The following is a 13,860-nucleotide window of genomic DNA, read 5'->3' as shown; positions in this document are numbered from 1 at the left end:
GCAAGCTCGGCGCTACACGTAGAGCGGAGCTTGCTCCGCTGCGGGCGCCCCCACCGAGCAAGCTCGGCGCTACACGTGGAGCGGAGCTTGCTCCGCTGGCCGGACACCGCCTCGCCGGGTTTGCTCGGCGCCACAGCCCGCGTCGCGACTGCGCGCACGCGCCTGCGTGGGCGTCACGCCATGACGGCCTTTGAAGGCGCGACTGAAGGAGCTCTGGCTGTCGAAGCCGGTGTATTCGGCGATATCGCAGAAGGCCAGCCCGGTCTGCTCCACCAGCCATAACGCACGCTGCAAGCGCATCCGGATTGCGCATTCGCTGGGAGTCTCGCTGAAGACGCTGTGGTAGACCCGCGCCAGGTGTCCGCGGGAATAGCTGACCTGGCGGGACAGCCGATCCAGGCTCATCCGCCCGTCGTGATGACCGCTGACGATCGCGTGACGGATGCGCAGCAGGCGCTGCATCGACCAGCGCTTGCGGCGATGGCTGCGTCCCGGGCAACGATCAATCAGCGCGCGCAGTCCCTGCTGCTGCGCGTGCATGCTTTCCGCGACACCGAACACGCTGCGGACGATCGCCGCTTTCCCGCGATGTCCCATGCCCTGTCCTCGCGCGACATCCCGCGTGTGTTCCGGTGCGGCCAACATCGCCCTGAGCGCCACGAGCCGCGTCACCAGATCCGGAGGGCACGCCATTTCATCCGCCAGCAAATCCGCCATCACCCGCGATTCGCAGCCTCCCCGGATCCAGGCTTCCATCGGGCCGCACAGGCACAGCCAGCGGCCGTCCGACCGACATCCCATCATCCGCAAGGGGCGATCCCAGAGCAGGCATCGGCCCGCGTCGATGTCCCAGCGCAACCGCTCGCCGGCGGCGCTGACCGTACCCGCAAGCGGCACCAGCACCGACCACCAGCCCGCCGGCAGTTCGACGAAGGCGCCGGGCCGGGCCGCGTGGATCAGATACAGCGCGCTATTGCCGACGCCAGCGCGCGGCAGGAGGATGTCGGCGCCTTCCGCGTCCATCAGTACGACGTCGCATGCGTGACCGGGAAACTCCCGTTCCCCGTCGTCTTCCCGCAGCGGCAACACTCCCGTTTCCCAGTCCTGCTTGCCGGCTGACACCGTGTCGTCGCGCATGACGCATCCCCTTCAAGACGGGACCATGCTGTCCCCCGCCCTGTCCCCCCTCAACCCGGTCGTGACGAATCGCCGTTCGCAGGTGATGAACGTCATCCCGACATGGGCGGAAACGACGATGGCCGCCGGGAAGGCGGCCATCGAAACGGCATGGAATGCAAATCGTACGCGGGTCAGAAGTCGTATTGCACCATGAAGCGCACCGAGCGCGGCGGCTGGTAGGCGGTGGGCAGCAGGTAGGCGTCCGACGGCAGGCCGGTGTCCGGATCCTCCGCCTGCTCGACCACCGACACGACCCGCTGCTTGTTGAGCACGTTGAACACGTCCACCTTGAACGACAGTCCCTTGGCCCAGGCGGGCGCGTAACGCAGGTTCAGATCCAGCGAATAGGTCCAAGGCAGGCGGCCTTTGGTGCCGCGCGGCACCGCCTCGACCGGACCGTTCAGTTCACCGGTGTCGGGGTTGACCGACTGTCCCGCGGACGTCGTGCCGCAACGCATGAACGACGATCCGTAGACGTGGAAGTCGCCGTGGTAGGGATAGAGCACGCCCAGGCAGTTGATCGGCCGCCCCGACTGCACCAGCAGGTTGCCGCCCACCGACCATTCGTCGCTGATCTCGTAGTTGCCGAACAGCTTCAGGCTGTGCCGCCGATCATTGGGCAGGTAACCAAAGGTATCGGCGGTCAGTTCGATGTAGTCGAAGTCCTGGGTGACGCTGGTGTTGACCTGGCCGATATCCGACTTGACGCCGCCTTCGGTGTTGCCCTTGCTCTTGGCGTAGGTGTACGAACCCTGCAGGAACACCTTGTCCCAGTTGCCGTCGAGGAAGATCTCGACCGCCTGGTACGAGCGCTTGGCCTTCGGCGCAAGACGATCGCCCTTGACCTTCACTTCGGTCAGATTGCCGTCGCCGTACAGGTCGGTCAGGAACACCGCGTCCTTGCCCGGGTTGAACATGCGGCAGTACGGGAAGCCGGCGCTCGGCAGCGCCGGGCTGCGACCCTGTCCGTCCAGCCAGCCGTCGTCCTCGTCCAGATGGAAGCCCGCCGCCTCCAGGATCGCCGTGTAGTCGCAGTTGTCGTCGATCGCGGCCTTCAACTTGCGGTAGATGCCGCGCACGCCCAGCGACAGGTGATCGCTGAGTGCGGCCTGGAAGCCCAGGATGAATTCGTCCTGGTACATCGGGTCAAGATCCTTGGCGGCCACCGTCAACGGATTCTTGGGCTCGCCGAACTCGCCATTGATGTATTGCAGTTGGCCCGGGGGACCTTCGCGGGGCACCAGCCCGGTCGGCGCGCCGGTGTCCGGATTCACGCCGGTGAAGGTGAACTGCTGACGGGTGAAGATCGAAGCCGACGCGCCGCGGGTCGCCACGTCCGAAGTCAGCGGCAGCGCATAGCGGCCCGCGTTGCCGAACAGCTTGAAGCTCGAATCGCCGTTCACATCCCAGGCGAAGCCCAGACGCGGGCCGAACTGGTTGCTCACCTTCACGAAGGTGTTGCCGAAACCATCGCGGTTGTCGAAGGTGTCCCAGCGACCACCCAGGTAGGCGATGAAATTCTCGGTGACGTTCCAGCTGTCCTGGACATAGAGGGCGCGCTGCTTGACCTCGTTCACCGATCCCTGGTTGACGATCTGCTCGCGCACGATGTCGGTGCCGTCGGCCAGGGTCGAATAGCGCCACACGCGTCCGCCCTCGGTGGAAGTGCCCGACACCGACTCGAAGTTGTCGATGTCCACGCCGAACTGCAGGCGGTGGTTGCCCAGCAGCCATTCCGCATCGAGGCGGAACTGATCGCGGGTGTCGCCGGAATCCGAACGCGGGATCGCGCCGCCGGTCAGGTTGCACTTGCTGGCGTACACACCGGTGGCCTGCTGGCGCGAGGACGGTCGCGCATCGACGATGATCGGGCAGCCGGTGGCCGGCGTGTGCAGATCGCCGTTGTAACGCACGTCCACGCCCGAGGCCGTGCGCAGGTACTGGCCGCGCGAGAACTCGCCATGCCCGTACAGTGCGGACAAGGTGAAGTTGTCGGTCAGGTAGCCGGTGTACTTCAGCACGTAGTTCTCGCCACCCTGCTCGCCGTACGAGGTACCAATCAGGGCCTGCCTATCCAGCACGCCGATGGTGTTGCCGTAGACCGCCGTCTCGGTGTCGGCCTTGTCGGAGAAACCGGTGAATTCCAGCAGATGGTTGTCGCTGATCTGCCAGTCCATCTTCAGCAGCCAGGTCGGCGTCTTGACCGAGTTGTCGACGTTGGTGCTGGACAGCACGTTGCCCCACAGCTCCTGTTCCTGCCGCTTGTAGCCGATCAGGCCGTAGGCGAACAGGCGGTCCTGGATCAGCGCGCCGCTGGCCCAGACCGAACCTTCGACGTCCCAGGTGCTGTCGCGGCTGCTGTCCTGGCGCAACTGGCCTTTCGTGCACGCGGTGTAGGGCGCCGGGCCGCAGGCCAGCGGGTTGGCAAGATAAGTGTTGCGGGTCTTCTCGCGCAGCGAATCGGGCGTGTAGTAGATGCTCGCGCCCGCATGGAAGTCGTTGCTGCCGCGCTTGGTCACCTGGTTGATCACGCCGCCCAGCGAACGCCCGAACTCCGCGCCGTAACCACCTGTCTTGACCTGCTGCTCGGCGATCGCCTCGAACGGCACCTGCGAGAAGTTGAGGCTGCGGAACGAATTGGTGATGTTGAATCCGTTGACGAAGTACTGGTTCTCGGCCACCGACGATCCACCGAACGATGCCAGGTTGCCGAACGCCACGTCACCGCGCACGGTACCCGGCGCCAGCAAGGCGACGCTGGTCGCGTCGCGCGCCACCGGCACCTTGGCGATCTGCTCGGCGGTCAGGATGGTGGTGGACTCGACCGAGGACACGTCGATCGGATTGATCGACGAGCCACCGACCACCGTGATGGTGTCCAGGGTCGAGGCGTCGCGCGCGGCGAAGTCGACGGTGGAGGCGGTGCCGACGCTGACGTTCACCGTGCGGTTGCCGCCGCTGCTGGAGGTGATGGTGTATTGCCCGGTGGGCAGCGCGGAGAACCGGTAGCTGCCATCGCTGCCGGCAGTGATCGCGCGGCTGAAGCCGGTGGCGGGATTGGTGATGGTGATCGTTTCGCCGGCGGCGGCGCGACCCACGATCGCGCCGGACGAATTGGACTGCGCGTGCACGCCGCCGGCGAAGCACAGGCCAAGCGCGGCACACAGGGCGGTACGGCGCAGTCCTTTGGAGAGATGTTTCGGGTTCCGTTGGTTGGTCATTGGCGCTCTCGGCAGTGAATCGGTGGATGAGATGGACGTTGTCGGACCGCGCTGCGGACAGGCATGCGACGGCCCGGCGTCCTGCCGAGAAAACTAACGGGAACTTCACATTGACGTTGTGCAAGAAAAACGAATTGGCACGGCAGATTCCGTCAGGAACTTCGTGCGGGAATCCCTGCGGGGGAACGGAGACGGATCCGGTGGCGGAAAGAAGGGCATGCGCTGCGAATTCCCTTTCGCGGATAACCCAACACGCAAATCATGCACAGCCGGATCGTTATTCCCGGGGCAAAGTATCTCCACCCCGACCACTCTCTCTCGGTCACCCATGTACCTGACGGACGCAACGCCACAAGCGTCCGCAAGAGGGGCTGCCCGGCCACGCCGGGCTCTTTTTTTGGAAAATTTCTGGATGGCGGCGATGCCTTCCCATCGCGGCCATCGGCAAGTCCACCACCGGCAAGATCCGGTGGTGGCCCGATCCACCGTCCGCTCCGGCGATCGATGGCTCGCTCAGAACAGGTAGTTCACGCTCAGCAGCAGGCTGCGCGGCGTTCCCGGCATGCTGGTGGAACGCCAGTACCGGCTGTTGGCGAGATTGGTGGCCGCCAGCGTGATCGTCCACGGTTGCGTCCGCCAGCCCACCGAAGCGTCCCAGCGCGCATATCCCGGACGCCTGCTGGTGTTGGCAAGGTCGTTGTAGATCGGACCGCGGAAGGTCACGCCCGTTTCACCGTACCAGGCGCCGGCCGGCGCGTAGCGCATGAACAGGTTCCCGGTCTTTTGCGCCGAGCCCTGGCGATGACGGCCTTCGTTGGCGGGGTTGGCCCGGTCCTGCACGATCCGCACTTCCTGCAGACCAACGCCGCCACGCACGTACCACGCCTGGCCCAAACGCCCGGTGAGGCTGCCTTCGATACCGCGCGAACGTTCGCGTCCCCGTACCGCCCAATGGAAGGGATCGTTCTCGGGGTCGGGCTGATAACGAACGTTGTAGAGCTCGAGTTCGTAGATCGACCAGTGCGAGGACAGGCGTCCCTGCGACCAGTCATTGCGGCTGCCGACTTCGTACTGGCGTGAATACTGCGGCCTGGCGTCGAACACCGCCTCTTCGCTGACGGCAACGCCCATCAATCCGCGCCCGCCATAGGGGGCGAAGTTGCGGCTGTAGGAGGCGTACAGGCTGTGCGCGTCGGCGGGCTGCCAGATCACGCCCAGCCGCGGGCTGGTGGTCGAACCTTCATAGCGCCGCTGCTTGCCATTGATGCGATTGTGCGACCGGAACATGAAGCGATCGAACCGGAGCCCGGCCATCATCTTCCACTGCGGCGCCAGGGCCACGAGATCCTGCACGTAGAGGGCCCGCGCCTCGGCGGCATGCCGATTGGACGTGGTGGCCCGTCCGCGCGGCGTCTTCGGCCCCGGCCAGATCGGATGAAACGGATCCACGCCATGCGGATAGCGCAGTGACGGGTCCGAACGCGGCGTCGACATCGCCAGATCCGGGTTGCGTTGTTCGCGGCTGTATTCCACGCCCACCAGCAGGTCGTGGGCAATCCTGCCGGTGGAGAATTTTCCGATCACGTCGATCATGCCGGTCGCGGTGGTGTTGTCTGTTTCCTGCCAGGCGCGGGTGAAGGTCATGGCGGCCGGCGTCGGGCAAGGCCGGCCGTTGGCCAGGAGGGTACCGTCCGGCCGGCAATAGCTTCCGGCGTAGAGGTGATCGAAATCCTGGCTCGACCGGTTCCAGGCGGCAGTGACGCGCGCCGTCCAGTCATCGGACAGGCGCTGGTTCAGCACGGTCCGCAAGGTGCGCGTCCTGTCCGCGACGAAATCGTCCGGATGCGCATACGCCGTGCGGGTGGATACGCCGGCCGGCAGGCTGTCGTGGGCCGGCGCGCGATCCGGCCGGCGCCAGATCCGTTCGTCCGTGTACTGAAGCAGCCAGTCCAGGCCGTCGCCGTTGTCGAACAGGACACTGGGCGACAGCATCCGGCTGTGGCTGGAGATGCCGCGACGGAAGCTGTCCGCGTGTTCGTGATCGGCGGTCAGGCGCACGGCGAACCTCGGTGACAGCACCCGGTTGATGTCCACGGTCGCGGCCCGGCTGTCCCAGGATCCGGCGCGCGTATTGACGCTGCTGACGGCATCGAAGCTGGCCTGCTTGCTGATCAGGTTGACCACGCCGCCGCCCAGCCCGCGCCCGTACAGCACCGATGCGGGCCCCTTGACGATCTCGATACGCTCCACGTTCGCGGTACCGCGCCGAATCTGCCCGGCGTTGCGGATGCCGTCGCGGTATATGTCGTTGGAGTCCGCCGCAAACCCACGAATCATGATGCCGTCGCCGCGCATGTCGTAGGAGGTGTCCACGCCCGGGGTGCCGTCCAGCAGGACGTTCAGGTCGTTGAGGCCATACACCTTGAACTTGCTCATCTCCAGGACGTTGACCGTCTGCGGGACATCGCGGGGATCCATCGCGATGCGGGTTGCGCTGCTGACGGTTTTCGCCCTGCTGTCATCGGGATCGATGGCGTCGGCGGTGACCTTGATCGTGTCCAGCGTGGTCGCGCCGGACACATCCTCGGCGGCGCAAGCAGGAAACACGCCGAACAGCGCGATGCCGGCAAGAAGCGGGAGACGATCGGAAGTAAAGCGGAACTGCGCGAACATGAACTGCTCCATCGGTGTGGGGAACGTCGTGAACCCCATCCGGAGCCGCACGCCAATGGAAATGATAATCATTACCAAATATGAGTCGTCGCGGATTGGCGCGCGTTGCGACGCGTCGCACGTCGTTTCTGCAACCGCCTGTGGGATTTCCGGAGACGACGCCTCCACCGCCCTGTGTGAGCGGTGCGGGTCGCCATCCGGCGCGCTGCATTGGCGCTGCGGGTCGCGGGTTGATCACCTGGCGTCATGGAGATGTCGTCGTTCCACGCCACGTCCCGGCCCGCCACCGCTGCGGTGCCTGCGAATGACCCGGCCCAGCAAGCGACAACCGTCATTTCTGGCCAACAACAAAACCATACCAGTGCGTATGGTAGGCTGTCCGCCGGTTTCCCCCGCCGCCCCCGCATGAAAGCCTCCACGCTCCGCCACATCTTCAATGTCTGGCCGCCATTCCTTTTCAGCGGCATCCACGTCACCCGCATGGCCGACGACTGGCGCAGCGCGCGGGTGGAGATGCGGATGCGGCCCTGGAACCGCAACTACGTCGGCACCCACTTCGGCGGCAGCCTGTTCTCGATGACCGATCCGTTCTGGATGATTCTGGTGAAGGAATGTCTGGGCGCCGATTACTTCGTCTGGGACAAGGCCGGCGAAATCGAATTCGTCAAACCCGGCAAGGGCACCGTGCATGCCGAGTTCCGCGTGGACGAAGCCATGCTCGACGCCATCCGCGCCGAGGCCGCCAACGGCGAGAAGCACCTGCGCTGGCTGCCGGTGGACGTGATCGACGCGCAAGGCGACGTGGTCGCGCGGATCCGCAAGCAGATCTACGTGCGGCTGAAACCAAGGGCACGCAACGGCGAGGCGGCGGCGTGATGCACCACGTCAGCGGTCAGCGCAGTTCCGCGTGCACCGCCAGTTCCCAGTAGGCCGCGTTCCGCCGTTCGAACAAGGGCATGCGCAGGTGCCCGTCGATCACCCGGATATCGCGCCCCTGTTTCAGCGCGAGCGGGCGGGCCGCCACGCGTTGCGCCAGCGAGCGACCCTCGCGAGGCTGTTCGCGCAACCACAGCAAGGTGGCCATCAGGTTCTGCCTGGCGCGCAGGTCCTGCATGCGGTGCTGATACTCCGTCATGCCGGCGTGATCCATCGCGGCCAGTTGGCAACCGAACCAGTTCGCCGCGCATTCCAGCCGCCACGGAGAAGGCGGCGCAGGCGCACTCACCGGCTGGTCCGCAAGCAGGTCGCGCCGCACGACCGCGCCGCAGTGCCAGGCCCGCGCCTCCGCCATCATCGCCAGCGTCGCGTCCTTTCGATAAGCCAGCGAGGTGAGCCATCCCGGTTCACCCGGCTGCATCACCGCCCCGTCGCCGGCCAGTTCGATCAACGAGCGGGTGAACTCGAACTCCCGCTGGACCACCCGGCAGAACGAACGTTCGTCCAGCGACGGCGGATCGCGCAGCGAGGCGCATGCCGCCGGCAAGGGAGCATTGGCGGGCAGTGATGCCAGCATCTGTCCCTGCAAGGCCAGCCAGCCCGTCAGCGCCGAGTCGCCCATCATCAGATCGATCAGCAGATCGGGCTCGCGCATCCAGCGCCGCCACGCGTCCGCCGCCCGGCATGCCCGGGTCAATCCAGCATCATGATCACCCTGTACGAACAACCGCGCGGCGTCCGTCCGCATCAGGCGCATTCCGTCGCTCATCGCAGTGATCGCGAAAGGCGTTTCGTAGGTCAGGCGAAACGGCATCCTCAGGTAGTCGCTGTTTTCCAGCGCGTCCCGGGTCCGCTGCAGCAAACCCGCATGCGCATCCAGCAATGCGCGCACCTGTTCCGGCTTCGCGCGCACCTTGTCGAGGCAGTCGACTTCGGTGCTTTCGCACAACACACGATCCGGGTCCTGCAATCTCTCCGCCGGGTATCGTCCTGCCGCCGCGGAGGCGAATCCCGGCGTTTCCGCCGCAACGGTGCCGTCGGCTCCGAACGCCGGCGCTCCACGTCGATTGAACCGCTCCACATCGCCGGCGGTGATGCGGGCGCGCTCGGCAGGCGTCAGGTCATAGCGCAGCAGCCACACGTCGGCGAACGCGTTGCGTCCCGCGGGCACCGGCAAGGGGGCGGTCATCTCCGCCAGCGCCTGTTCCTGTGCCCGGGTCGGCCACAACAGCCACGACGCGGCGTACAAGGCTCCCGTCAGGATTCCCAGCGCCAGCACGATCCCCGACAACGTCCGCAACATCCGTTTCATATCGCTCCCCACAGCGTTCCCCCGCCCAGCCTAGCAAAGCCCGCACGCCGGCCCGGGCAGGTCCTACAATAGCCGCCATGCCCCCCGATGCCTCCTCCCGCCCTTCCCTGCAGCGCCTGTTCCTGACCGGACTGCTCACCCTGCTGCCGATCTGGCTGACCTGGGTGGTGGTCAAGTTCGTTTTCGTGCTGCTGTCCGACATCAGCAAGCCCTTCGTCGGCCCCATCTCGCACCAGATCGCCGCTTCGTTCCCGCAGGCGCTGGGCTGGTTCAACGCGCAGTGGGTGCAGAACACGATCGCGCTGGCCGCCACCCTGCTGGCGATCCTCGCGGTCGGCATCCTCGCCCGCCGCGTGATCGGCCAGCAGTTGCTGCGCTGGTTCGAACTGCTGGTGCTGCGCATCCCGCTGGCCAGCACCATCTACACCAGCGCGCGCCAGTTGCTCGACATCCTGCAGACCAAGCCCGGCAGCACCCAGCGCGTTGTGCTGATCGACTTCCCGCATCGCGACATGAAATCGGTGGGCCTGGTGACCCGGGTGATCCGCGAGGAAGGCACCGGCCGCGAACTGGCGGCGGTATACGTGCCGACCACGCCCAATCCCACCTCCGGCTATCTGGAAATCGTGCCGGTGGAACTGCTGACCCCGACCGACTGGACGGTCGATCAGGCGATGAGCTTCATCATCTCCGGCGGCGCGGTTTCGCCGGAATCCATGCCCTTCACCCGCGCGGGAGAGCGCTGACCGATGGCAGTGATGAGTGGCCGTACCCTCGACGATCGCGCGGTACGGCTGTTCATCGCACTGGCGGCGTTCTTCTGCGTCAACGCGGTGCTGGCGGAGTTCATCGGGGTCAAGATCTTCGCCCTCGAGGACACCCTCGGCATCGCGCCGCTGGAATGGAACCTGTTCGGCCAGACCGGCTCGCTCAATTTCACGGTCGGTACCTTGCTGTGGCCGTTCGTGTTCATCCTCACCGACACCATCAACGAGTTCTTCGGCCGCCGCGGCGTGCGTTTCATCTCGTGGATGGCGGTGGCGTTGATCGTCTACGGCTTCGTGTTCGCCTTCCTCGCGATCGCCACCGCGCCGGCGGGCTGGTGGGTCAAGGCGGCCGAGCAGCAGGGCGTGCCGGACTACCAGGCCGCATTCGCGGCCATCTTCGGCCAGGGCATGTGGTCGATCGTCGGCTCGATCATCGCCTTCCTGATCGGGCAGCTGATCGACGTGGCGGTGTTCCATCGGATCCGGGTCGCCACCGGCGAGCGCATGGTCTGGCTGCGCGCGACCGGCTCGACCGCGATCTCGCAGCTGGTCGACAGCTTCGTGGTCATCTGGATCGCGTTCGTGCTGGGCCCGCAGAAGTGGCCGACGTCGCTGTTCCTGGCGGTCAGTTCGGTCAACTACGTCTACAAGATGCTCGCCGCGATCGCCCTGATCCCGTTGCTGTACCTGATGCGGTACGCCATCCGCCGCTACCTGGGCGAGGACCGCGAACGGCAGCTGCGGCAGGAAGCGGCGGCGGACTGAGCGGCTCGAACGCGGGCGGTGCCAGCGGAGCAAGCTCCGCTCTACGTGGAGCCGGATGCCGTATCGCGTGGAGCGGAGCTTGCTCCGCTTCGCCATCCGGACCTCGCGCTGCGCGCGCCACCCCAACCCGCTATGCTCCGGCTTCCATTCAAACCGGGGAGAGGCTGGATGAATCTGTCGCGGACCGCGTGCGTGCTGCCCCTGTTGCTGGTGGCGGCGCTGTTCCCGTCGATGACCGTGCATGCGCAGGCGGACGCGGCCGGTGACGCAAAGGCCCGCCGTGATGCCGCCATCGCCAGCCTGATGCAGCGCTACGACGGCCAGGTGCCGGGCGCCTCCCTGCTGGTCCTGAAGGACGGCCAGCCGGTGGTCGTTCGCGGCTTCGGCCTGGCCAACCTGGAAGATCGCGTGCCCGCCGCGCCGGAGACCAACTACCGACTGGCCTCGATCAGCAAGCAGTTCACCGCCGCCAGCATCCTGCTGCTGGCCGAGGACGGCAAGCTGCGGCTGGACGATCCGGTCAAGCGCTGGCTGCCTTCCCTGCCGGCCGCCGCCGACGCCATCACCATCCGCCAGCTGCTCAGCCATACCTCCGGACTGATCGACTACGAAGACGTGATGCCCGCCGATCTGAAGGGCCAGCTGCACGACATCGACGTACTGCACATCCTGGAAGGACAGGACCGCACCTATTTCGCGCCCGGCAGTTCGTACCGCTACAGCAACAGCGGCTACGCGTTGCTGGCGCTGATCGTCGGCAAGGCCTCGGGGCAGGATTTCGCCAGCTTCCTGCGCCAGCGCATCTTCCTGCCGCTGGGCATGGCCGACACGGTGGCGCTGGAGGAAGGCGTCTCCACCGTGGTCAACCGCGCCTACGGCTACAGCGAAACCGATGGCCGCTGGGAGCGTACCGACCAGAGCCCGACCAGCGCGGTGCTGGGCGACGGCGGCATCTATTCCTCGATCCGGGATCTGGCGCGTTGGGACGCGGCGCTCTACGACGAGCGCCTGTTGAAGAAGACATCGCTGGACCTGGCCTTCAGCCACGCCACGCCCACACCGGAACCGGACGTGCCGTACTACGGCTTCGGCTGGCGCATCAACGGCGACGCGGTCTGGCATTCCGGCGAGAGCATCGGCTTCCGCAACGTGATCGTGCGCTATCCGAAGGAGAAGCTCACCGTCATCCTGCTGAGCAACCGCAACGATCCGGAGCCCTATCGCACCGCCGTCGCCATCGCGGATCTGTTCCGCCAGCGCTGAGCCTCACTTCAGATCGGCCAGGATTACCTGCGCCGCGTTGTGCCCGGGCGCGCCGGTGACGCCACCGCCCGGATGGGTGCCCGCGCCGCACAGGTACAGGCCGGGAATCGCACCGCGATAGCCCGCCTGCCCCAGCATCGGCCGGGCACTGAACAACTGGTTGAGCGAGAGCGCACCGTGGAAGATGTCGCCGCCGATCAGCCCAAAGGTGCGTTCCAGGTCCAGCGGGCTCAAAACCTGCCGGCCCAGCACCGAAGCGTCGAACCCGGGCGCGAAGCGATCCACCGTGGCGATCATGAGATCGGCGACTTCCTCGCGGTGATCGTCCCAGCTGCGTTCCCCCGGCAACACCGGCGCCACGTGCTGGCAGAACAGGCTGGCGACGTGCTGGCCCGGCGGCGCGAGTGAATCGTCCAGCGTGGAGGGAATCAGCATCTCCACGATCGGCTCGCGCGACCAGCCGTGCGCCAGCGCGTCGCGATAGGCGCGATCCATGTAATCCAGGCTCGGCGCCAGGATGATGCCGGCGGTCAGGTGATCGCCGTCGCCCGGCAGCGCTGTGAAATCCGGCAGTCGCGACAGCGCCACGTTCATGCGGAAGGTCCCGGAGCCGCAGCGCCAGTTCGCCATCCGCTCGCGGGTGGGCGCGGGTACGTCGTCCGCGCGCATCAGTTGTTCGTACAACAGCTTGGGATTGACGTTGGCGACCACCGCGCGGGCGCGCAGCGTCTCGCCGTCGGAGGTCACCACGCCGACCGCGCGGCCCCGTTCCACCAGCACCTCGCGCACGCCGGCACCGGTGCGCAGTTCCACCCCGGCCGCGCGCGCGGCGCCGACCATCGCCTGGGTGATCGCGCCCATGCCGCCTATGGCGTGGCCCCACGCGCCCTTGACCCCGTTCACCTCGCCGAACACATGGTGCAGCAGCACGTACGCCGAACCGGGCGTGTACGGACTGGCGTAGTTGCCGACCACGCCGTCGAAACCGAACAGCGCCTTGACCGGTTCGCTCTCGAACCAGCGGTCCAGGTATTCGCCGGCGGAGATGGTGAACAGATCCAGCAGTTCCTGCCGCAAGGTCTCGTCCAGCGCATGCAGCTTCCGGCCCAGGCGCGCGGTGCGCAGCAGTTCCGGCAATGCTTTCCACCAACCGCCATCGGTCAGGTTGGGCGGCGGCTCCAGCGCCAGCGCGCGCAGCACGTCGGCGATCGCGTCCAGGCGGGCCTCGTAGGCCGGCAGCCGCTCGGCGTCGCGGGCGGAGAACTTGGCGAACTCGGCCCGGGTCTGGCCGCCGCCGGTCAGCAGGTAGCCGCCGTCCGGCAGCGGCAGGAAGTTGTTGCGTCGGCGCTCGACCACCCGCAGGCCATGGCGGGCAAGCTCCAGCTCGGCGATGACCCGGGGCTGCAGCAGCGAGACCGTATAGGAAGCCACCGAATTGCGGAAACCGGGGTGGAATTCCTCCGTGACCGCGGCGCCACCCAGCACCGCGCGGCGTTCCAGCACGGTCACCCCCAGGCCCGCCCTGGCCAGATAGGTCGCGCAGACCAGGCCGTTGTGGCCTCCACCGACCAGCAGGACGTCCCGGGAGGAGTCGCTCATGCCCCCGCTCCGGCCGGAACGCCTAAACGGAAGCCGGGGCCCGCAGCGGCCACAGCCGGGAGGCCGGCTCGCCTATAATTGTGATTCAGCACGCAAACTGGATGGCAGGGAACAGGCTTGGCGATCACGACGTTGGTCCGGGGAA

9 protein-coding genes are annotated in these 13,860 nt (G+C 66.6%); 4 read left to right on the top strand and 5 right to left on the bottom strand.

Features of this window, described 5'->3' with window-relative positions; genetic code table 11:
• Window positions 1-69: 69 nt before the first annotated feature.
• The 3 genes from IQ458_RS00320 to IQ458_RS00310 all read right to left on the bottom strand — a co-directional run bounded on the left by IQ458_RS00320 (window position 70) and on the right by IQ458_RS00310 (window position 7,073).
• Window positions 70-1,137, bottom strand: coding sequence for a helix-turn-helix transcriptional regulator (locus IQ458_RS00320; protein WP_203321562.1), 1,068 nt, complete (start codon window positions 1,135-1,137; stop codon window positions 70-72).
• A 173-nt stretch (window positions 1,138-1,310) separates the two neighbouring features.
• Entirely contained in the window at window positions 1,311-4,400 is a 3,090-nt protein-coding gene (locus IQ458_RS00315) for a TonB-dependent receptor (RefSeq protein WP_183643280.1), read from the bottom strand.
• A gap of 513 nt (window positions 4,401-4,913) precedes the next feature.
• On the bottom strand, window positions 4,914-7,073 hold the full coding sequence (locus tag IQ458_RS00310; RefSeq protein ID WP_203321561.1) for a TonB-dependent receptor: 2,160 nt from the start codon (window positions 7,071-7,073) through the stop codon (window positions 4,914-4,916).
• A 405-nt stretch (window positions 7,074-7,478) separates the two neighbouring features.
• On the opposite strand from IQ458_RS00310, the gene IQ458_RS00305 reads away from it, so the two are divergent.
• Window positions 7,479-7,949 (top strand): DUF4442 domain-containing protein, encoded by a 471-nt coding sequence (locus tag IQ458_RS00305; RefSeq protein WP_203321560.1) that lies wholly within the window; start codon window positions 7,479-7,481, stop codon window positions 7,947-7,949.
• A 16-nt stretch (window positions 7,950-7,965) separates the two neighbouring features.
• Here IQ458_RS00305 and IQ458_RS00300 read toward each other — a convergent pair whose 3' ends face one another.
• Window positions 7,966-9,321: a hypothetical protein gene (locus IQ458_RS00300; protein WP_203321559.1), complete on the bottom strand. Its 1,356-nt coding sequence runs from the start codon at window positions 9,319-9,321 to the stop codon at window positions 7,966-7,968.
• Window positions 9,322-9,398: 77 nt separating this feature from the next.
• On the opposite strand from IQ458_RS00300, the gene IQ458_RS00295 reads away from it, so the two are divergent.
• The 3 genes from IQ458_RS00295 (at window position 9,399) to IQ458_RS00285 (ending at window position 12,116) form a co-directional block, all read left to right on the top strand.
• The gene (locus IQ458_RS00295; RefSeq protein ID WP_203321558.1) at window positions 9,399-10,067 is read left to right on the top strand and encodes a DUF502 domain-containing protein; all 669 of its coding nucleotides are present in this window, start codon (window positions 9,399-9,401) and stop codon (window positions 10,065-10,067) included.
• A gap of 12 nt (window positions 10,068-10,079) precedes the next feature.
• The gene (locus IQ458_RS00290) at window positions 10,080-10,853 is read left to right on the top strand and encodes a queuosine precursor transporter (RefSeq protein ID WP_183643292.1); all 774 of its coding nucleotides are present in this window, start codon (window positions 10,080-10,082) and stop codon (window positions 10,851-10,853) included.
• 231 nt (window positions 10,854-11,084) lie between these two features.
• Window positions 11,085-12,116, top strand: a complete 1,032-nt coding sequence (locus tag IQ458_RS00285; RefSeq protein WP_203321689.1) for a serine hydrolase domain-containing protein — start codon at window positions 11,085-11,087, stop codon at window positions 12,114-12,116.
• Window positions 12,117-12,119: 3 nt separating this feature from the next.
• Here IQ458_RS00285 and IQ458_RS00280 read toward each other — a convergent pair whose 3' ends face one another.
• Complete coding sequence (locus tag IQ458_RS00280; protein ID WP_203321557.1) at window positions 12,120-13,715, bottom strand: phytoene desaturase family protein; 1,596 nt, start codon at window positions 13,713-13,715, stop codon at window positions 12,120-12,122.
• Between the last annotated feature and the right edge of the window lie 145 nt (window positions 13,716-13,860).

Source organism: Pseudoxanthomonas beigongshangi (assembly GCF_016820515.1).
GTDB classification, from domain to species: Bacteria; Pseudomonadota; Gammaproteobacteria; order Xanthomonadales; family Xanthomonadaceae; genus Pseudoxanthomonas_A; species Pseudoxanthomonas_A beigongshangi.
The sequence above is the reverse complement of the archived record's forward strand: the minus strand, read 5'-3'. Positions and strand labels throughout refer to the sequence as shown.